This window comes from Pseudoxanthomonas sp. F37 (genome assembly GCF_022965755.1).
Lineage (GTDB): Bacteria > Pseudomonadota > Gammaproteobacteria > Xanthomonadales > Xanthomonadaceae > Pseudoxanthomonas_A.
The window spans coordinates 886,414-905,622 of record NZ_CP095187.1; the positions used below are offsets into that span (position 1 = coordinate 886,414).

Annotated in this window: 17 protein-coding genes; 10 read left to right on the plus strand and 7 right to left on the minus strand. The window is 69.8% G+C overall.

The features are described from left to right. Positions 1 to 7 precede the first annotated feature (7 nt). Complete coding sequence (gene cysG / locus MUU77_RS04050) at positions 8 to 1,462, minus strand: siroheme synthase CysG (protein WP_245091873.1); 1,455 nt, start codon at positions 1,460 to 1,462, stop codon at positions 8 to 10. Positions 1,463 to 1,634: 172 nt separating this feature from the next. Here cysG and MUU77_RS04055 point away from each other — a divergent pair, with 172 nt between their 5' ends. The 5 genes from MUU77_RS04055 (at position 1,635) to MUU77_RS04075 (ending at position 4,049) form a co-directional block, all read left to right on the plus strand. Next, positions 1,635 to 2,618: a LysR family transcriptional regulator gene (locus MUU77_RS04055; protein WP_245091875.1), complete on the plus strand. Its 984-nt coding sequence runs from the start codon at positions 1,635 to 1,637 to the stop codon at positions 2,616 to 2,618. A 125-nt stretch (positions 2,619 to 2,743) separates the two neighbouring features. Then, positions 2,744 to 3,091 (plus strand): hypothetical protein, encoded by a 348-nt coding sequence (locus MUU77_RS04060; protein WP_245091877.1) that lies wholly within the window; start codon positions 2,744 to 2,746, stop codon positions 3,089 to 3,091. After that, on the plus strand, positions 3,088 to 3,465 hold the full coding sequence (locus tag MUU77_RS04065) for a DUF2809 domain-containing protein (protein ID WP_245091879.1): 378 nt from the start codon (positions 3,088 to 3,090) through the stop codon (positions 3,463 to 3,465). The genes MUU77_RS04060 and MUU77_RS04065 overlap by 4 nt, the downstream gene beginning before the upstream one ends. Before the next feature lie 18 nt (positions 3,466 to 3,483). Beyond that, complete coding sequence (locus MUU77_RS04070) at positions 3,484 to 3,741, plus strand: type II toxin-antitoxin system prevent-host-death family antitoxin (protein WP_245091881.1); 258 nt, start codon at positions 3,484 to 3,486, stop codon at positions 3,739 to 3,741. 53 nt (positions 3,742 to 3,794) lie between these two features. Then, positions 3,795 to 4,049 carry a type II toxin-antitoxin system RelE/ParE family toxin gene (locus MUU77_RS04075; protein WP_245091883.1) on the plus strand — a complete coding sequence of 85 codons (255 nt, stop codon included), beginning with the start codon at positions 3,795 to 3,797 and terminating at the stop codon, positions 4,047 to 4,049. Positions 4,050 to 4,055: 6 nt separating this feature from the next. Here MUU77_RS04075 and MUU77_RS04080 read toward each other — a convergent pair whose 3' ends face one another. From MUU77_RS04080 to MUU77_RS04105, 6 genes are all read right to left on the minus strand, one after another. After that, complete coding sequence (locus MUU77_RS04080; RefSeq protein ID WP_245091884.1) at positions 4,056 to 4,424, minus strand: hypothetical protein; 369 nt, start codon at positions 4,422 to 4,424, stop codon at positions 4,056 to 4,058. A gap of 110 nt (positions 4,425 to 4,534) precedes the next feature. Continuing rightward, positions 4,535 to 5,305 carry a LytTR family DNA-binding domain-containing protein gene (locus MUU77_RS04085; protein WP_245091886.1) on the minus strand — a complete coding sequence of 257 codons (771 nt, stop codon included), beginning with the start codon at positions 5,303 to 5,305 and terminating at the stop codon, positions 4,535 to 4,537. Then, on the minus strand, positions 5,302 to 6,564 hold the full coding sequence (locus tag MUU77_RS04090) for a histidine kinase (RefSeq protein ID WP_245094208.1): 1,263 nt from the start codon (positions 6,562 to 6,564) through the stop codon (positions 5,302 to 5,304). The genes MUU77_RS04085 and MUU77_RS04090 overlap by 4 nt, the downstream gene beginning before the upstream one ends. A 140-nt stretch (positions 6,565 to 6,704) precedes the next feature. Further along, complete coding sequence (locus MUU77_RS04095; RefSeq protein ID WP_245091892.1) at positions 6,705 to 7,418, minus strand: phosphoadenylyl-sulfate reductase; 714 nt, start codon at positions 7,416 to 7,418, stop codon at positions 6,705 to 6,707. After that, positions 7,415 to 9,118 (minus strand): assimilatory sulfite reductase (NADPH) hemoprotein subunit, encoded by a 1,704-nt coding sequence (cysI, locus tag MUU77_RS04100; protein ID WP_245091894.1) that lies wholly within the window; start codon positions 9,116 to 9,118, stop codon positions 7,415 to 7,417. The genes MUU77_RS04095 and cysI overlap by 4 nt, the downstream gene beginning before the upstream one ends. Before the next feature lie 84 nt (positions 9,119 to 9,202). Next, on the minus strand, positions 9,203 to 11,071 hold the full coding sequence (locus tag MUU77_RS04105) for an assimilatory sulfite reductase (NADPH) flavoprotein subunit (protein WP_245094211.1): 1,869 nt from the start codon (positions 11,069 to 11,071) through the stop codon (positions 9,203 to 9,205). Positions 11,072 to 11,277: 206 nt separating this feature from the next. Here MUU77_RS04105 and cysD point away from each other — a divergent pair, with 206 nt between their 5' ends. From cysD to MUU77_RS04130, 5 genes are all read left to right on the plus strand, one after another. Continuing rightward, complete coding sequence (gene cysD / locus MUU77_RS04110; RefSeq protein WP_245091896.1) at positions 11,278 to 12,189, plus strand: sulfate adenylyltransferase subunit CysD; 912 nt, start codon at positions 11,278 to 11,280, stop codon at positions 12,187 to 12,189. A 172-nt stretch (positions 12,190 to 12,361) separates the two neighbouring features. Next, positions 12,362 to 14,236 (plus strand): sulfate adenylyltransferase subunit CysN, encoded by a 1,875-nt coding sequence (gene cysN / locus MUU77_RS04115; protein ID WP_245091898.1) that lies wholly within the window; start codon positions 12,362 to 12,364, stop codon positions 14,234 to 14,236. Between the two features lie 151 nt (positions 14,237 to 14,387). Continuing rightward, on the plus strand, positions 14,388 to 15,485 hold the full coding sequence (locus MUU77_RS04120) for an efflux RND transporter periplasmic adaptor subunit (protein ID WP_245091900.1): 1,098 nt from the start codon (positions 14,388 to 14,390) through the stop codon (positions 15,483 to 15,485). 5 nt (positions 15,486 to 15,490) lie between these two features. Next, on the plus strand, positions 15,491 to 18,625 hold the full coding sequence (locus tag MUU77_RS04125; protein ID WP_245091902.1) for an efflux RND transporter permease subunit: 3,135 nt from the start codon (positions 15,491 to 15,493) through the stop codon (positions 18,623 to 18,625). Then, a complete protein-coding gene (locus MUU77_RS04130) occupies positions 18,618 to 19,169 on the plus strand; it encodes a GNAT family protein (RefSeq protein ID WP_245091904.1) in 552 nt (183 codons plus the stop codon). The genes MUU77_RS04125 and MUU77_RS04130 overlap by 8 nt, the downstream gene beginning before the upstream one ends. Positions 19,170 to 19,209: the final 40 nt, after the last annotated feature.

Below are 19,209 nucleotides of genomic sequence, written 5' to 3' on the forward strand. Positions count from 1 at the left end.
GCGTGGATCAGGCGGCCTGCAGTGTGGGCGCCGGAAGGTTGCGGGAATGTGTGGGCACCGCGGCGCCGACCGGCGGTGCGCCGAACCAGTGCAGCGTGCCGGCCAGGGCGGCGACTTCGCCCAGGATCAGCAGGGCGGGCGAGCGTACCTGGTGAGAACGCGCCGTTTCCGGCAGATCGGCCAGGGTGCCGTTCAGCACGCGTTGTTCGCGGCGGGAGCCGTTCTCCACCAGCGCGAACGGCGTGGACGGCGCGCGACCATGCGCCAGCAGGCGGTCGCGCAGGCCTTCCAGCCCCGCCACGCCCATGTAGACGGCCAGCGTCTGCCGTTCCTGCGCCAGCGCAGGCCAGTCCAGGGTGTCCAGCGAATCCTTGCAGTGCGCGGTCACCAGGCGCACCGCCTGCGCGTGGTCGCGGTGGGTCAGCGGGATGCCCGCATACGCCGCGCATGCGACCGCCGCGGTGATCCCGGGCACCACTTCGTAGGGAATGCCGTGCGCGCGCAGGAATTCCAGTTCCTCGCCGCCGCGGCCGAACACGAACGGGTCGCCGCCCTTCAGCCGCACCACGCGGTGGCCGGCGCGTGCGTGTTCCAGCATCAGTGCGTGGATGTCGTCCTGCCGCGTGCTGTGGCCGTTGGCCGACTTGCCGACTTCGATATAGGTGGCGTCGCGGCGTCCGAGTCGCAGCACGTCCTCGCTGACCAGGCGGTCGTGCAGCACCACGTCGGCCTCGTTCATCGCCCGCAACGCGTTGAGCGTCAGCAGGCCCGCGTCTCCCGGGCCCGCGCCCACCACCGCCACGGAACCTGTACGGGGCTGCGGCGTGGCTTCATCCAGCGTGGCGAGGAAATGCTGCTCGGCCTGCGCGTGCGCCTGCTGGCGGAACAGGCGCGGCAGCGGCCCGGCCAGCACCTTCTCGAAGAAGCGGCGGCGTTCGGCGGGGCGCGGGAAGCGCTGGCGGATGCGCTGGCGCTGCCGGGTGAACAGCTCGGCCAGCGAGGTCCACGAATCGTCCAGCAGGGTCTCGAGCTGCCGGCGCAGGTGGCGCGCCAGCATCGGCGCGCCGCCTCCACTGGAAATGGCGACCTGCAGCGGGCCGCGTTCGACCAGGGCGGGCACCTGGAAGCTGGACAGCACGGCGTCGTCCACCACATTGGCCAGCATCCGCCGCGCTTCCGCGGCGGCGGCCACGGCGCGATTGACGGTGCGGTCGCCGGTGGCGGCGATCACCAGCCAGGCATCGTCCAGGTGCTCGGGGGCGAATACCGTCTGCAGCCACTCGACCCGGCCCGTCGCCTGCAGGCCGGCCAGCGCAGGGGTCAGGGTGGGCGCCACCACGCGCGTCCGCGCGCCAGTGCGCAGCAGCGCCTCGGTCTTGCGCTCGGCCACGGCGCCGCCGCCCACGACCAGCACCTGGCGGCCTTGCAGGTCGGCGAACAGGGGAAACAGCGGAGCGGTCACGGGGAGGGCGGGCAGGGATGGGCTGATGACCGTACTGCCGGGTCATGCCGGTCGGAAATGACATCCCGACAACACCATATGCCTTGCGGTTATAAGCGGCGGGGGCTACGGTCGGGGGAAATCCACTACAGTCCAAGGCCCCTTCCGGTGGGCCGAGCCGCGCCCCACGCCGATGACGCTGACCCAACTCCGCTATCTGGTGGCCATCGCCGACGCTGATCTGAACATCACGCTGGCGGCGGCGCGCGTGCACGCCACCCAGCCGGGCCTGTCCAAGCAGCTCAAGCAGCTGGAGGATGAACTGGGCTTCCTGCTGTTCGTCCGCAAGGGCCGCAGCCTGGAGAGCGTCACGCCGGCCGGCCAGGAAGTGATCGAACGGGCGCGGCTGGTGCTGGCCGAGGCCAACAACATCCGCACCTACGCCGCCAACCAGCGCCGCGAAAGCCAGGGCCAGCTGGTGCTGGTGACCACCCATACGCAGGCGCGCTTCGTGCTGCCGCCGGCCATCGCGCAGATCAAGCGCGACTTCCCGCAGGTCAGCGTGCACCTGCAGCAGGCGCCGGAGAGCACCGCGCTCGATCTGCTCACCCAGGGCGATGCCGACATGGCGGTGGTGAGCACGGCCGGCGACCCGCCCCAGGCCGGCATCGCCGTGCCGCTCTACCGCTGGCGGCGCCTGGTGCTGGTGCCGCGCGGGCATGCGCTGGAACAGCTGGGCCGCGTGCCGGGCATGGCCGACCTGGCCGCGCAGCCCCTGATCAGTTACGAATCCTCGACGCGGCCGGGTTCGTCGCTGCAGCGCGCTTTCGCCAAGGTCGGACTGGAACCGGACATCGCCCTGACCGCGCTCGACGCCGACCTGATCAAGACCTATGTCCGCGCCGGGCTGGGCGTGGGCCTGCTGGCCGAGATGGCGGTCAGCGCCGCGGACACCGACCTGCGCGCATGGGCCGCGCCGGCGGAGGTGAAGGAATGCATCGCCTGGGCCGTGCTGCCGCGCGAACGCGTGCTGCGCGACTACGCACTGGACCTGGTGCGCGCGCTGGCGCCGCAGATCGATCGCCGCGACCTGCGCCGGGTGATCGACGGCAACCAGGACCCGGACTGGCCCATACCCCCCAGCTGGCAGGCGCTGACCCAGACCATCACCAGCTAGGGCCTGGCAACGCCCGCGGTACCGATCGCGTTGTCGGGCCCTGCGATCACCCGTTGGCGTGATTGACGCGCGCCGCCGCCCGCGCGACGCTGGCGGCATCCTTCCGGGCATGTGTCTGCCTCCCCATGAACCGTATTTCCAGGATGGTCGTGCGCATGTACGTGCCGGCGGCGGTGATCGCCGCCAGCGGGTTCGCCACGGCCGAAGCCGTGACCCGCACCGGGCGCAGTTTCGGCGACGTCACGCCACAGCGCCTGGCCTCGCTGGCGTTCCTGCTGGCCATCCTGTTGGGCACGGCGTGGGCCCTGCACTCCACGTGGCGGCTCTACCGCTGGGCGCGCGGCCGTGAGCTGCGCTGCGCCTGCGGCGGCATGATGTCGCGGGTGCGCTACAACCGGCAGCGGCAGAAGTACCGCAAGTGCCTGGCCTGCGGCAGCAAGAGTCTGGAAGGCGCGCATTGCAGCGGCACGTGAGGTGGCGCTTCGACCGTGCCGCGGTAGTGTGGATGCTGGGCCTGTTCGTGCTGCTCGTGCTGTTGGCGACCCTTGGCGCGGGACTGGGTTGGATACGCAGCTTCGTCGGCGATGTGCTCGCCGTCCTCTGGCTGCACTGCCTGCTCGCCAGTGCCGTGTGGCTGCGACCGCCGATGCGCCCACTGCTGGCGCTCGCGGTGGGGCTGGCCGTCGAGACGATGCAGTACATCAACCAGCAGATGGGCTGGCAGGTGGCCTCGCCGGTGCTGCGCATCGTGATGGGCAGCACGCCGGACTGGCTCGATGTGGCCGCCTACCTGATCGGTTTCGTGCTGGCGTGCCTGCTGGAACGGCGCTCGCCGGGCAGCACGTGACACTGTAGTGCCGCTTCCATGCGCACCGAACTCGTCACCACGCTGAAGCGCCAGGCCACCGGGCTGCTGGCCGACGTCGAACGGGATCGCCAGCCGATCCTGATCACCCAGCACGGATTGCCCAGCGCGTATCGGGTCGACGTGGAAACCTGCGAAACGCTGCTGTCGCGCATGGCCGTGCTGGAAGGCATCGCGCGCGGCGAGCAGGCCGTGGCCGAAGGTCGGGCGGTCGCCCATCCTCAAGCCAGGGACCGGCTTGCCAGAGGGTTGAAATAGTCTGGTCAGCGCCGGCGCTGGCCGACCTCGACGCCATCGCCGACTACATCGCCGTGGACAACCGCGCGGCCGCCATCGAACGGGTCCGGCGCGTATTCGCGCATGTGGACCACCTGGCGGATCATCCCGACAGCGGCCGCCGACCTCCTGAGCTGAAGCGCGGCCGCTATCGCCAGATCGTCGAACCGCCGTGCCGCGTGTTCCATCGATCAGAGCCGGGGCGCGTGCTCATCCTGCATGTCATGCGCAGCGAGCGCCTGCTGCGGCCCGGCATGCTGCAAGCCCGCAAACCGGGCAAGGCGCGCTGACAGGCGTCAGGCCCCACAGGTCGGTCCCATGCCGGCCTGCTTGGACACGCACTGCCGGAAGTCCTGCGGAAGGCCGTGGATCTCGTGCGTCTTGCCGGGAGCCAGTACGAAGTCCTCCAGCGTGGTGTGTTCGCAGGCAGCGGGGTTTTCGCCCGGCGCCGGCGCCGGGCACCGCTCCGTATAGACGCGGTAGTGGCATTGCCCGCTCTCGCTGGCGAAGCACTCGAACGTGGCCACGCCTTCGCGCAGGGTGGTCTTGCTGAAGAGCGTATCCACGCCGTTGGCGCTGCTGTGGTGGATGGTGGTGACGCTGGGCTTCTCGTTGCATCCTGCCAGGGCCAGCAGGCAGGACATCAGGGACGTGATGATGCGCATGGCGGTTCCTCGGGTTCCATTCGGCAAGGGCATGCCCACCACGGCGCGTGAGCGCCATGCCGGCGATGCCACGTTGGATGCCGCTCGGGGCGGCAGGGTTTACGTCGGCGCTACATGTTGCGGAACAGGCTCATGAAGGGCTGGCTGACGGTCAGCGTCTCCGGGCGGTTCTTCAGCTTCAGCCGGCCGCGACCGGTGTCGTCGCGGCTGACCGAGGCCACGGCCTTCATGTTGACGATGGTGGAGCGGTGGATCTGCTTGAAAGTGGTGGCGTCCAGCGAGTCCAGCAGCTCGCGCAGCGGCGTGCGCAGCAGCGATTCGCCTTCGGCCGTCATCACCGTGGTGTACTTGTTGTCGGCCTGGAAGTAGGCCACGTCGTCCACCATGATCAGCCGGGTGTCCTTGCCCGCGCTGGCGGTGATCCACACCAGCGGCGGCTTGGACGACGGCATCGCGCGCGCGGACAGGTGGCGCAGCAGCGCTTCCAGGGTGGCGCCGTCGGGGTGCCCGGCCGCGGCGCGCGCCTGGATGCGCTGCACGGTGGCCAGCAGCCGTTCGCGCGTGATCGGCTTCAGCAGGTAGTCGATGGCGCCCTGTTCGAAGGCATCGATCGCGTACTGGTCGTAGGCGGTGACGAACACCACCTGCGTGCGCGGGCTGGCATCGGCCAGGCCACGGGCCACTTCGATGCCGGTCAGCCCCGGCATGCGGATATCGAGGAAGGCCACGTCCGGCTGCAGTTCCGCGATGGATTCCAGCGCGCTGGCGCCGTCCTCGCATTCGGCCACGATCTGCAGCTGCGGCCAGGCCTCCTTCAACAGCGAGGAGAGCGCGGCGCGCAGCAGCTCCTCGTCTTCGGCGATCACGCCCCGGAAGTTCATGCGGCACCTGCCTTGCCGGCCAGCGGCAGCGTCAGCGTGGCGGCGACGCCACTGGGGAAGTTGGACACGATGGCGAACGAGGCCTCGCTGCCGAAGGTCAGGCGCAGGCGTTCGCGCAGGTTCTTCAGGCCGATGCCGGTGCCGGTGCTCTGGCCGCCGAAGCCCTGGCCGTCGTCGGCGACGGTGAGGGTGGCGTGGTCGTCGAGCTGGCGGGCGAGGATCCAGATGGTGCCGCCGCCGGTCTTCGGTTCCAGACCGTGCTTGATCGCGTTCTCGACCAGCGTCTGCAGCATCATCGAGGGCATCGGTACGGCCTTCAGCGCGTCGGGCACCTCCACCTGCACGTTGAGGCGGTTGCCCATGCGGATCTTCAGGATCTCCAGGTAGGCCTGGGTACGCTCCAGTTCCTCGCCCAGCGTCGACAGGGTGTCTTCGGTGCGCGGCAGGGAGCTGCGCAGGTACTGGATCAGGTGGCCCAGCATCACCTCGGCGCGCGGCGGGTCGGTGCGGGTCAGGACCTGCGCACTGGCCAGCGTGTTGTAGAGGAAGTGCGGTTCCACCTGCGCGTTGAGCAGGTTCAGGCGCGCCACGGTCAGTTCCTTCTCGCTGACGGTCCTTTCCACGTCGGCCTGCTCCTGGCGGCGCTGGTCGGCGACGCGACGGGTGATGGCGCGGGTGACGGCTTCGGCATTCTCGACGTTCACGCCGTCGTCCAGCACGAACAGGTCCAGCCAGGCGCTCGCATCCGGGCCCACCATCAGGGTGATGCTGCTGGTGCCGTTGCCGGGCGTGACCGTGGCCTGCACCAGGTCGCGCTTCACCGCGAAGCGCGCCATGATGTTGAAGCGCGAGGGCTGGCTGGGGCCGTCGAAGCTGTCGACCCGGCGCACCTTGACCCGCACCTGCAGGCTGTCGGGCGCGCTCTCGGGGTCTTCGGCGCGTGGCAGTTCGCGCAGCGCGCCCTCGATCAGGGCGAAAGCCGCGGCGGTGTCCAGCGGCACTTCGATCTGCCGGCGCTGGCGGCTGGCCAGCGTGGTGCTGTCCAGTCGCCCGGTGATCAGCCAGATCCGGCGCAGGTGGCTGATCAGGCCGATCAGCACCGACAGCATCACCAGGGTGGAGGCCAGGTTGAAAAGCCACTCGGCCGCACCCGACAACATGGTCCGCTCGAAGATGCCGTTCCAGACGAAGCCCGCCATGAGCACGGCGACGAACCAGGCGATGAGGATGCGGACGATCAGGAGCAGGCTGGGAAACACGTCGGACACCGCGGCTTCGGGAGTGCCGTGGAGGATAACGGGCCCGCCCCCGGAGGGAAGGGGGGCCGCGACGGAGCCGGCGATGCGGCGACGAAACGGGGCGGTTCCGGCGCGAATCCGTCAGCCGCCCGGGCGCGCCATCAGACTTCCACGTGGATGCCGCACTCGCGCTTGAGGCCGTTGAAGCGGGTGTCTTCCTCGCGCATGCCGGGTTCCCACCGGCGCGTGGTGTGGAAGTCGCCGATGGACACGTAGCCCTGTTCCCACAGCGGGTGGTAGGGCAGGTCGTGCTGCTTCATGTACTGCCAGACATCGCGGTCGGTCCAGTCGACGATGGGGTTGACCTTCCAGCGCGCCTCGCGCTGCTGCAGGATCGGCGCGTTGGCCCGGCTGGCGGCCTGGACCCGGCGCAGGCCGGTGAACCAGGTGCCCACGCCGAGCTCCTTCAGTGCGCGCTTCATCGGTTCCACCTTGCGCAGACTGTTGTACTGCTCGATGCCGACCAGCCCCTGTTCCCACAGGCGGCCGTGGCGCGCTTCCATCCAGGCGCGGCTGACCAGCGGGCGGAACACCTGCAGGTTGAGCTTCAGGCGTTCGGTCAGTTCGTCGGCGAAGCGGTAGGTCTCCGGGAACAGATAGCCGGTGTCGATCAGGATCACCGGGATGTCGGGCTTCTGCTGCGAGACCATGTGCAGCAGCACGGCGGCCTGCGCGCCGAAGCTGGACGACATGGCGGCTTCGGCCGGCCCGTGCGCGAGCGCCCAGGCCACGCGCTGCTCGGCCGTCTGCGTTTCCAGCCAGGCGTTGTGCTCCGCGATCCGGTCGGTGTCCAGGGAAAGGGCGGGGGCGCTCATGCGTGCAGGTCCGGTGCGATCTGTCGGTGGGTGGGGTAGGGGGGCAGCGCAACCACGCCGCTGCGGTGCAGGAAGTCGCCGAAACCTTCGCCCGCCTGGCGCTCGCCGGCGTAGCGGGCGAACAGGCCGTCCAGCGCGTCGAGGATGGCGGCCTCGTCGATGTTCTCGCGATACAGCGTGTTGAGGCGCTGGCCGCGCGCGTCGCCGCCGAGCATCAGGTTGTAGCGGCCCGGCGCCTTGCCGACGAGAGCGATCTCGGCGAGGTAGGGGCGCGAGCAGCCGTTCGGGCAGCCGGAGATGCGCAGCAGGATGGGCGCTTCGCGCAGGCCGTGCTTGTCCAGCAGCGGTTGCAGGCGGGCGGTGAAGTCGGGCAGGTAGCGCTCGGCCTCGGCCATCGCCAGCCCACAGGTCGGCAAGGCCACGCAGGCCACTGCCGCGCGCTGCAGCGCGGTCCCCAGGCGCTCGCCCGCGTCCAGTCCGTGCGCCTTCACCAGGGCATCGATGCGCTCGCGCTCGCCCGCCGGTACGCCGGCGATCACCAGGTTCTGGTTGGCCGTCATCCGGAACTCGCCGCGATGCACCTGCGCGATCTCGCGCAGGCCGGTCAGGTGGGTGGCGTGCGCGGTATCGGCGATGCGTCCGGCGAACAGGTGCAGGGTGAGGTGCCAGCGGCCGTCTTCGCCTTCGACCCAGCCGTAGCGGTCGCCGTTGTGGTCGAAGCCGAACGCGCGCGCCGGTTGCAGGGTCACGCCGCTGCGCTGCTCGATCTGCGCGACGACGGTGTCCAGGCCATGGTCGTCGATGGTGTACTTGAATCGCGCGCGCTTGCGCTGTTCGCGGTTGCCGAGGTCGCGCTGGGTGGTGACGACAGCCGTGGCGACATCGAGCAACTGGTCCGGGGTGATGAAGCCGATCACGTTGCCGAGGCGCGGGTACGTCTCGGCATCGCCATGGGTCGCCCCCATGCCGCCGCCGATCACCAGGTTGAAGCCGGCGAGTGCGCCGTCTTCGAGGATGGCGATGAAGCCCAGGTCGTTGGCGAAGACATCCACGTCGTTGACCGGCGGCACCGCGAAGCCGACCTTGAACTTGCGCGGCAGGTAGGTGGCACCGTAGATGGGCTCCTCCTCCTCGCCGCTGCCCGCCACGCGCTGCTCGTCCAGCCAGATCTCGTAGTAGGCGCGGGTATTGGGCAGCAGGTGCTCGGACAGTTTCGCGGCCCACGCCTGCACCTGCGCGTGCGCGCGCGACTCCAGCGGGTTGGCCGCGACCAGCACGTTGCGGTTGACATCGCCGCAGGCCGCCAGCGTGTCGATCAGTGCGGCGTTGATGGCCTGCATCGTCGCCTTCAGTTCGCGCTTGATCACGCCGTGGTACTGGAAGGCCTGGCGCGTGGTGATGCGCAGCGAGTGGTTGGCGTACCGCGTGGCGATGGCGTCCAGCTTCAGCCACTGCTCCGGCGTCACCACGCCACCGGGCGTGCGCGTGCGGATCATGAACTGGTACGCCGGCTCCAGCTTCTGCCGGCGGCGCTCCTCGCGCAGGTCGCGGTCGTCCTGCTGGTAGCTGCCGTGGTACTTGATCAGGGTCTGGTCCGATTCGCGCAGTGCGCCGGTGACGGGGTCGGCCAGGCTCTCGAGCAGGCTGCCGCGCAGGCGATGGCTTTCGGATTTGATGTCTTCGACGGAATGGTGGCTCATCGGTATTCCACTGTAGGAGCGACGCAAGTCGCGACCGGAAGGGTGCAGGTCGCGACTTGCGTCGCTCCTACAACGGCATGGTCGTCAGTACACGTCGCGGCTATAGCGCCCCTCCGTCTGCAGGTTCACCAGGTATTCGCGCGCGGCCTCTTCATCCAGGCCGCCGTGCTCGGCGACGATGGCCTGCAAGGCCGCATGCACGTCCTTGCCCATGGCGATGGCGCCGCAGACATACAGGTGCGCGCCGTTCTGCAGCCAGTCGTAGACCTCGCGGCCACGCTCGTGCAGGCGGTCCTGCACGTAGATCCTGCGGGCCTGGTCGCGCGAGAACGCCAGGTCCAGGCGGTGCAGTTCGCCGCTGCGCAGCGCGTCCTGCCACTCGCTCTGGTAGAAGAAGCCGTGGTTGAAGTGCTGGGCGCCGAAGAACAGCCAGTTGCGGCCGCGCGCGCCGGTCTCGGCGCGCTCCTGCACGAAGCCGCGGAATGGCGCCACGCCGGTGCCGGGGCCGATCATCAGGATGTCGCGGCTGCCGTCGGCCGGCACGCGGAAGCGCTCGTTGGCCTCGATGTACACCGGCACCTGGTCGCCTTCCTGGCGTGCGGCGAGGAAGCCGCTGGCGGCGCCGCCGTGCGCATGGCCGAAGGCGTCGTAGCCCAGCACATCGACGGTCAGGTGCGCTTCCTCGCCCACGCGTTTGCGGCTGGAGGCGATGGAGTACAGCCGCGGCGCCAGCGGGCGCAGCGCGGCCACCAGCTCCTGCGCGGACCAGCCCGCGGGCCAGCGACGCAGCACGTCGACCAGCTGGTGCGTGTTGAACAGCTGCGCCAGCGCGGCGGTCTGGGTCGGCGCGAGCAGGGAGTTCAGTTCGTCGGCCTGCGCATGGGCGGCATGCGTGGCCAGGAACGGACGCGACAGCCGGGTCAGTTCGCGGCGCGCGGCCAGCCACTCGCGCAGCGGCAGCGTTTCGCCGCCATCGCTGACGGCGGCCTCGCCGTCCAGCCGCAGGGCCTCCAGCACGCCGTCGACCAGCGCGGCGGGATTGCGGTGGCGCACGCCCAGCGCGTCGCCGGGTTCGTAGTGCAGGCCGCTGCCTTCCAGCGACAGCTCGATATGGCGTACGTCCTTGTCGGCGGTGCCGTGCTGGCCGAAGCGCGGGCCCTTGAAGTCGCGGCCGCTGATGCGCTGGTTGAGCAGCAGTTCGGCCGGGAACGGGTGTTCGTGCGACCACGCGCCGGCATGGCCCGGGCGCAGCGGGGTGACGGTCGCCAACGCGGCCGGGGCGGCGGCCGGTGTCTTCAGCAGGTCACGGGCGTGGTTCAGGGCCTGCTCGCGCCACGGCGTGGCGACGGTGTCGATGTCCAGGTCGGCCAGGCCGGCAGCGAACAGGCGGCTGCCGCCCAGCTCGGCCAGTCGCGCGTCCAGCCGCGTCGCGATGCCGCAGAAGTCGGCGTAGCTGGAATCCCCCAGGCCGAGCACGGCGTATTTCAGTTCCGGCAGCCTGGGCGCGCGCTTGCCGCGGAGGAACTCGACCAGGCCGATGCTGTCGTCCGGCGGGTCGCCCTCGCCCTGGGTGCTGATGACGAAGTAGAGCAGGCGCTCGCTGGCCAGTTCGCGTTGCGGATAGGCGTCGGCGCGCAGCAGGCGGACCGACAGGCCGGCGGCTTCGGCCTGCTGGGCCAGCGTTTCGGCGGCGCGGCGGGCATTGCCGGTCTGGCTGCCGTAGACGATGGTCAGCCGCTGCGCGGTCTGGGTGGCGGGGGCGGCAACGATCGTCCGCGATGGCACGGCGGTGGACGGGGCCGGCGGCGCCAGCAGGGACTGCGCAAGACCGGCAGCATAGCCGGAGACCCACCACAGGCTGGCGCCGTCCAGGCCGGCCACGGCCTGGGCCAGCAGCGCCCGCCGCTCCTCCGCGAGGGGGATGGGGGCGAGGACAGGCTGGGTGGCGGACATCGGCATGGCCCGTGGGCGCGACTGGGACGATCGATGTTAGGAAGCCGTTCCCGCGAGCAGAAAGGACGCATGGTTATGGGCTTATGTCCTGCGCTTATTTCGCCGGCATGAGCCGGCAGGCGAATACTGCGCGCTCTTCCCGGACCCCGCGTGACGCCCTGTTAGGCTATCGGCTCCGGATTCGCCCCTTTCCGTCCCCTGCCTTGATGACCGCCGCTCCGACCCTGTCCCACCTCGATCGCCTGGAAGCGGAAAGCATCCATATCCTGAGAGAGGTCGCCGCCGAATTCCGCAACCCGGTGCTGCTGTACTCGGTGGGCAAGGACAGTTCGGTGCTGCTGCACCTGCTGCTGAAGGCGTTCGCGCCGGCCCGGCCGCCCATCCCCCTGCTGCACGTGGACACGCGCTGGAAGTTCCGCGAGATGATCGCCTTCCGCGACCGGCGCGCGGCCGAGACCGGCGTGGACCTGCGCGTGCACATCAACCCGGAAGGCGTCGCCCGCGGCATAGGCCCGATCACCCACGGCGCCACCGTACACACCGACGTGATGAAGACCCAGGGCCTGAAACAGGCGCTGGACCATTACCGCTTCGATGCGGCCATCGGCGGCGCCCGTCGCGACGAGGAGAAGTCGCGCGCCAAGGAGCGCGTGTTCTCGTTCCGCAACGACAAGCACCGCTGGGACCCGAAGAACCAGCGCCCGGAGCTGTGGAACCTCTACAACGCCCGCATCAACACCGGCGAGAGCGTGCGCGTGTTCCCGCTGTCCAACTGGACCGAGCTGGACATCTGGCTCTACATCTACCGCGAACGCATCCCGGTGGTGCCGCTGTACTTCGCCGCCGAGCGGCCGGTGGTGGAACGCGACGGCGCCCTGCTGATGGTCGACGACGAGCGCCTGCCGCTGCGCGAGGGGGAGGTGCCGCAGCAGCGCCGCGTGCGTTTCCGCACGTTGGGCTGCTATCCCCTGACCGGCGCCATCGAGTCCCAGGCCGATTCGCTGGAGAAGATCATCGCCGAGATGCTGGTGGCCACCAGCTCCGAGCGCCAGGGCCGGGTGATCGACCACGATCCGGGCGCATCGATGGAGAAGAAGAAGCTGGAGGGGTATTTCTGATGGGCATCCCTCTGCCGTCGTCCCAGCGCACGCTGGGACCCATGTTGACGTTCGCGCGATCCATGTCTGGCGCGGAGAAGCGAAGCAACAGCAAGATGGATCCCAGCGTTCGCTGGGATGACGAAACGGGTTTGGAGTCTACGCGGATGAAGATGATGTCGGTGGCGGCTGCATGAATACCACGCGCGACATCGCCACCTACCTCAAGCAGCACGAAGCCAAGCCGCTGCTGCGCTTCATCACCTGCGGCAGCGTGGACGATGGCAAGAGCACGCTGATCGGCCGTCTGCTGTACGACAGCAAGCGCCTGTTCGACGACCAGCTGGCCGCGCTGGAGCAGGACAGCCGCAGGCACGGCACCCAGGGCGAGCGCATCGATTACGCACTGCTGCTGGACGGCCTGGCCGCCGAGCGCGAGCAGGGCATCACCATCGACGTGGCCTACCGCTACTTCGACACGGACAAGCGCAAGTTCATCGTCGCCGACTGCCCGGGCCACGAGCAGTACACGCGCAACATGGCCACCGGCGCCTCCACCGCGGACCTGGCGGTGGTGCTGGTGGATGCGCGCAAGGGCCTGCTGACGCAGACGCACCGGCACAGCTACATCGTCTCGCTGCTCGGCATCCGCCACGTGGTGCTGGCGGTGAACAAGATGGACCTGGTGGACTTCGACGAAGCGGTGTTCGCGCGCATCGCCGCCGACTACCGGGCGCTGGCCCGGCGGTTGGGCATCGCCGAGGTCGCCTGCATCCCGCTGTCGGCGCTGGAAGGCGACAACCTGTCCTCGCGCTCCGCGCGCACGCCGTGGTACCGCGGCCCCGCCCTGCTGGAGCATCTGGAGCAGGTGCAGGTGGACGCGCAGGAGGGCGGTGGCAGCCTGCGCCTGCCCGTGCAGTGGGTGAACCGGCCGCACCAGAATTTCCGCGGCTATGCCGGCACCCTCGCGGCCGGCCAGGTGAAGCCGGGCGACGAGGTCATCGTGCTGCCGTCGGCGCGCCGTTCGCGCGTGAGCCGGGTACTCGATGCCGACGGCGAGGTTGCGATCGCGACGGCTGGCCAGGCGGTGACGCTGACCCTGGTCGACGAGATCGACATCAGCCGCGGCGATGTGATCGCCGCCGCAGGCGATCCGCCCGAAGTGGCCGACCAGTTCGCCGCGCACCTGCTGTGGATGTCCGACGCGCCGCTGCTGCCGGGGCGGCCCTACTGGCTGAAGATCGGCGCGCGCACCGTGTCGGCCACGGTCACCGAGATCAAGCACCGCATCGACGTGAACACGCAGGAGCACCTGGCCGCCAAGCGGCTGGAGCTCAACGAGGTGGGCTACTGCAACCTCAGCCTGGACGAGCCCATTCCCTTCGAAGCCTATGCGCGCAACCGCACGCTGGGGGGCTTCATCCTGATCGACCGCTACGACAACGGCACCGCCGCCGCGGGGACGCTGGACTTCGCATTGCGGCGCGCCGGCAACGTGCACTGGCAGCATGTCGATGTGGACAAGGCCGCGCGTGCGCGCCAGAAGGGGCAGGTGCCGAAGGTCCTGTGGTTCACCGGCCTGTCCGGCGCGGGCAAGTCCACCATCGCCAACCTGGTCGACAAGCGCCTGCATGCGCTGGGTTACCACAGCTTCCTGCTCGACGGCGACAACGTCCGCCACGGGCTGAACCGCGACCTGGGCTTCACCGACGAGGATCGCGTGGAGAACATCCGCCGCGTGGCCGAAGTGGCCAAGTTGATGACCGACGCCGGCCTGATCGTGCTGGTCAGCTTCATTTCCCCGTTCCGCGCGGAGCGCCGGATGGCGCGCGCGCGGTTCGATGCGGGCGAGTTCGTCGAGGTCTTCGTGGACGTACCGCTGGCCGTGGCCGAAGCCCGCGACGTGAAGGGCCTGTACAGGAAGGCGAGGGCGGGCCTGATTCCCAACTTCACCGGCATCGATTCCCCGTACGAAGCCCCGGAACATCCCGAACTGCACCTGGATGCCGGCGCGGGCGATCCCGAGACGATGGCGTTGCAGGTGCTGGCCCATCTGGGACTGGACTGACCGCGCAGGCCCGCAAGGGTCATTGGTCATGGTCAGGCGTGTCCACCGCGCGCCCTTCGGCGCGTTTCCAGCACGAACCGCCGCATCCGCACCAGCGCGGGCTGCGTAGGCTCGCTAAACTGCGTGGATAACGAAGATTACGGGATGATGCATGCTCAGCCGATCCGGATTCCGCTGCTTCGCAGCCTGCCTGCCGTTCCTGTTGCTCGCCGCGTGCGGCGGGAAGGAGCCGCAGGCGAAGGCGAACGGCAATGCGGCCGAGCGCCCGATTCCGGTGACCACGCGCGTGGTGCAGCCGTCGGCGTGGAACGACACGCTGCAAGCGCTGGGTACCGCGAAGGCGCGTGAATCCGTCACCCTGACCGCCAAGGTCAGCGAGATCGTGCAGGACGTGCACTTCGACAGCGGCCAGCAGGTGCGGGCGGGCCAGGTGCTGGTCACGCTGAAGGGCGATGCCGCCCAGGCCGCGCTGGTGCAGGCCGAGGCGACCTATGCCGAAGCCGAGCGTCTCTACCGCCGGCAGAAGGAGCTGGCCGACCAGCAGCTGATCGCACGCTCGCAGTTGGACACCCAGCTGGCGCTGCGCGACGCCGCCGCTGCGCGCGTGCGCCAGGCGCGCGCCGACATCGGCGACCGCAGCGTGCGTGCGCCTTTCGCCGGCGTGCTGGGCATCCGCCAGGTCAGCCCCGGTTCGCTGATCACCGCCAACAGCACCATCGCCACGCTGGATGACGTCTCGCGCATGTACGTGGACTTCCAGGTGCCGGAGGCGGCCCTCGCCTCCGTCGCCACCGGCAATGCCGTCACCGCCACGGCCACCGCCTACCCGGGCGAGACCTTCCAGGGCGAGGTCGAGACGATCGATGCGCGCATCGACCCTGCCACCCGCGCGGTGACCGTACGCGCGGTGTTCCCCAACGACGAGCGCAGGCTGCGCCCGGGCATGCTGATGGACGTGCGCCTGTTCCGTCCCGAGCGGCAGGCGCTGGTGATCCCGGAGATCGCGGTGGTGCAGGTGGGGCGCGATTCGTTCGTGTACCGGGTGAAGGCCGACGGCAGCGTGGAACAGGCGCCGGTGCGCGTGGGCGTGCGCCGCGACGGGCAGGCCGAGATCGTCGAGGGCATCGCCGCCGGTGAGCGCATCGTCATCGACGGCACCGGCAAGCTGCGGCCGGGCGTGAAGGTGGCCGATGCCGCGCCGTCGGCCCCGGCGAAGCCGGATGCGCCGCCCGCCGGCGGCCAGGGCTGAGCGCCATGAAACTCTCCGACCTGTCGATCAAGCGTCCCGTCTTCGCGGCGGTGATCAGCCTGCTGCTGGTCGTGCTGGGCGTGATGTCGTTCCTGCGCCTGACGCTGCGCGAGCTGCCCAACATCGATCCGCCCATCGTGTCGGTGGAGGTCAACTACCCGGGCGCGTCCGCCGCCGTGGTGGAGACGCGCATCACCCAGATCCTCGAGGACGGTCTGTCCGGCATCGAGGGCATCAAGACCATCCAGTCGAGCAGCCGCAACGGCCGCTCCGACGTGACCATCGAGTTCAACCTCAGCCGCGACATCGAGGCCGCCGCCAACGACGTGCGCGACCGCGTCAGCCGGGTGATGGACCGGATGCCCGATGAGGCCGACCCGCCGGAGATCTCCAAGGTCGAAGCCGACGCGGACGTGATCATCTGGCTGAACATGCGCTCCACCGTGATGGACACGATGGAGTTGACCGACTACGCCGACCGCTACGTGCTGGACCGCCTGTCCGCCCTGGATGGCGTGGCGCGCGTGCAGCTGGGCGGCGGCCAGCGTTACGCGATGCGCATCTGGCTGGACCGCGAGGCGATGGCCGCGCGCGGGGTGACCACCGGCGACGTCGAAGCCGCCCTGCGCGCGCAGAACGTGGAACTGCCGGCCGGCCGCATCGAGTCCAGGACGCGCGACTTCACCCTGCGCGTGGAACGCGGTTACCAGCGGCCGGAGCAGTTCGCGCAGCTGCCGTTGCGCAAGGGCGCGGACGGGTATGTGGTGCGCCTGGGCGACGTGGCGCAGGTGGAGCTGGGGCCGGAGGAGCGCCGCTCCTACCTGCGCAGCAACGGCGTTCCCAACGTGGGGCTGGGCATCGTGCGCACGTCCACCGCCAACGCGCTGGATGTCGCGCGCGCGGCGCGCGCCGAGGCGGAGGTCATCCAGAAGACCCTGCCCGAAGGCACCGAGATCTTCATCGCCTACGACAGCACCACCTTCATCGAGGCCTCCATCGAGCGCGTGTACTGGACGCTGGGCGAGGCGATGGTGCTGGTGTTCCTGGTGATCTGGCTGTTCCTCGGCAGCCTGCGCGCGGCGCTGATCCCGGCGGTGACGGTGCCGGTGTGCCTGGTGGCGGCCTTCATCGCGCTGTATGCGTTCGGCTTTTCGATCAACCTGCTGACGCTGCTGGCGCTGGTGCTGTGCATCGGCCTGGTGGTCGACGATGCCATCGTGGTGCTGGAGAACGTGCAGCGGCGCGCCGACCTGGGCGAGCCCTCGCTGGTCGCCGCGCGCCGCGGTACGGCGCAGGTGGCGTTTGCGGTGATCGCGACCACCGCGGTGCTGGTGGCGGTGTTCCTGCCGGTGGGCTTCATGGAGGGCAACACCGGCCGCCTGTTCCGCGAACTGTCGGTCGCGCTGGCGGCGGCGGTGGCGATTTCCGCCTTCGTCGCCCTGACGCTGACGCCGATGATGTCGTCCAAGCTGGTGCGCCCGCACACCGAACCGCGTGGACTGAATGCGTGGACCAACCGCACCCTCAACCGCGTCAGCACCGGTTATGGCCGGCAGGTGGAGCGCCTGGTGGGCCTGAGCGGCAGGCGCATCCTGGGCCTGGTGCTGCTGGCGATGGCGTTGTGCGGCGTGGCGATCGTCGTGCTGGGGCTGCGCGTGCCCAGCGAACTGGCGCCGGCGGAGGACCGCGGCCGCTTCTTCGTGATGGTCGATGGCCCCGAAGGCGCTGGCTTCGACTACATGGTCGGGCAGATGCAGCAGGTCGAGAAGATCGTGCTGGCCCAGGTAGGCAAGGACAAGCCCGTCGACCGTGCCAACTCGCGCACGCCGCGCGGTTTCGGCGGCAGCGAGGACATGCACACCGGCCAGGTGATCGTGTTCCTGCACGACTGGCACGAGCGCGACGTGGCCACCGACGATGTGGTCGGGCAGCTCCGCAGCGAGTTCGCGAAGCTGCCCGGCGTGCAGGCCCGCGCCAACGTGCCCGGAGGCCTGGTGGGCAGCCGGGGCCAGCGCTACCAGCTGGTGCTGGGCGGCCCGGACTATGCCGAACTGGCGCAGTGGCGCGACCGCATCCTGCAGCGGATGGAATCCAATCCCGGCATCCAGGACCCGGATTCGGACTACAAGGAAACGCGTCCGCAGATGCGGGTGAACATCGACCGCGACCGAGCCGCCGACCTGGGCGTGTCGGTGCAGGAGATCGGCCGCACCCTGGAAACGATGATGGGGTCGCGCCAGGTGACCACCTACGTGGACAGCGGCGAGGAATACGACGTCATGCTGCAGGCCGGGCGCGAGCAGCGGGCCAACCCCGAGGACCTGGCGAACACCTACGTGCGCGGCCGCGACGATGCCCTCATCCCCCTGTCCAACCTGGTCACGCTCAGCGAGATCGCCGAGCCCGGCACCTTCAACCGCTTCAACCGGCTGCGCGCCATCACCATCAGCGCAGGCCTGGCCCCCGGCTATTCGATGGGCGAGGCGCTGGAGTGGACCCGGCAGGTGGTGGACGAGGAACTGCCCGACTACGCGCAGATCGACTGGAAGGGCGAGTCGCGCGAGTACCAGGAAGCCGGCGGCGCGATCCTGCTGACCTTCACCCTGGCGCTGCTGATCGTCTACCTGGTGCTGGCGGCGCAGTTCGAGAGCTTCATCCATCCGCTGGTGATCATGCTGACCGTCCCGCTGGCGGTACTGGGCGCTCTGATCGGCCTGTGGGTCACCGGTGGCACGCTGAACCTCTTCAGCCAGATCGGCATCGTCATGCTGATCGGATTGGCGGCGAAGAACGGCATCCTGATCGTGGAGTTCGCCAACCAGCTGCGCGACGACGGCGCCAGCGTGGTGCAGGCCATCGCCGAGTCCGCGCGCGTGCGCCTGCGGCCGATCCTGATGACCTCGGTCGCCACCGTCGTCGGCGCGGTGCCGCTGGTGCTGGCCGGCGGGCCGGGATCGGCCAGCCGCGCCACCATCGGCATCGTGGTGATTTTCGGCGTGACCTTCTCCACGCTGCTCTCGCTGTACGTGGTGCCGGCGTTCTACGCGCTGCTGGCCCCGTTCACGCGTTCGCCGGAAGCCGTGGCGCACGAGTTGGGCAAGCTGGAGGCGGAAACGCCCTCCGTCGGCGGCCATGGCTGAGGCCGGTGCGCGCCCGCATGCGGACGCGCGCATCGCCGGCGACGGGTTCCTGCTGCGCGCATGGCGGCAGGAAGACCTGGAGGCGCTGCTGCGCCACGCGGACGATCCGCAGGTGCCCCGTGGGCTGAGCGACCGCTTCCCGCATCCGTACACGCGCGCCGACGGCGAGGCGTTCCTCGCCGGCCGCGTGGTCGACTTCGGTCACCCCGTGTTCGCCATCGAGATCGGAGGCGAGGCCTGCGGTGGCATCGCGGTGCGCCCGCATGCGGGGGAGAAGGCGCACAGTGCCGAACTGGGCTACTGGCTCGGGCGGCGGCACTGGGGCCGAGGCCAAATGACGCGCGTGGTCGCGGCCTATCTGGACTGGGTGGTTCCCGTGCTGGGGCTGGTCCGGGTCGAGGCGAACGTGCTGGACACCAACCCGGCCTCCGCGCGGGTGCTGGAAAAGAGCGGTTTCGTCGAGGAAGGCCGCCGACGGGCCGCGATCCGCAAGCCGGACGGCCTGCACGACCTGAGGCTGTTCGGACGGGTCTGGCCCGGCTGAGACGTGCGCGGGGGACTGCGCAGCGGCGCGTGTTGCGGTT

What these genes read in the sequence shown, in the direction of transcription:
- MUU77_RS04055 (WP_245091875.1), top strand. Translation starts at nt 1,635, where the DNA reads ATGACGCTGACCCAACTCCGCTATCTGGTGGCCATCGCCGACGCTGAT.
- MUU77_RS04060 (WP_245091877.1), top strand. Translation starts at nt 2,744, where the DNA reads ATGAACCGTATTTCCAGGATGGTCGTGCGCATGTACGTGCCGGCGGCG.
- MUU77_RS04070 (WP_245091881.1), top strand. Translation starts at nt 3,484, where the DNA reads ATGCGCACCGAACTCGTCACCACGCTGAAGCGCCAGGCCACCGGGCTG.
- MUU77_RS04080 (WP_245091884.1), bottom strand. Translation starts at nt 4,424, where the DNA reads ATGCGCATCATCACGTCCCTGATGTCCTGCCTGCTGGCCCTGGCAGGA.
- MUU77_RS04085 (WP_245091886.1), bottom strand. Translation starts at nt 5,305, where the DNA reads ATGAACTTCCGGGGCGTGATCGCCGAAGACGAGGAGCTGCTGCGCGCC.
- MUU77_RS04095 (WP_245091892.1), bottom strand. Translation starts at nt 7,418, where the DNA reads ATGAGCGCCCCCGCCCTTTCCCTGGACACCGACCGGATCGCGGAGCAC.
- cysI (WP_245091894.1), bottom strand. Translation starts at nt 9,118, where the DNA reads ATGAGCCACCATTCCGTCGAAGACATCAAATCCGAAAGCCATCGCCTG.
- MUU77_RS04105 (WP_245094211.1), bottom strand. Translation starts at nt 11,071, where the DNA reads ATGTCCGCCACCCAGCCTGTCCTCGCCCCCATCCCCCTCGCGGAGGAG.
- cysD (WP_245091896.1), top strand. Translation starts at nt 11,278, where the DNA reads ATGACCGCCGCTCCGACCCTGTCCCACCTCGATCGCCTGGAAGCGGAA.
- cysN (WP_245091898.1), top strand. Translation starts at nt 12,362, where the DNA reads ATGAATACCACGCGCGACATCGCCACCTACCTCAAGCAGCACGAAGCC.
- MUU77_RS04120 (WP_245091900.1), top strand. Translation starts at nt 14,388, where the DNA reads ATGCTCAGCCGATCCGGATTCCGCTGCTTCGCAGCCTGCCTGCCGTTC.
- MUU77_RS04125 (WP_245091902.1), top strand. Translation starts at nt 15,491, where the DNA reads ATGAAACTCTCCGACCTGTCGATCAAGCGTCCCGTCTTCGCGGCGGTG.
- MUU77_RS04130 (WP_245091904.1), top strand. Translation starts at nt 18,618, where the DNA reads ATGGCTGAGGCCGGTGCGCGCCCGCATGCGGACGCGCGCATCGCCGGC.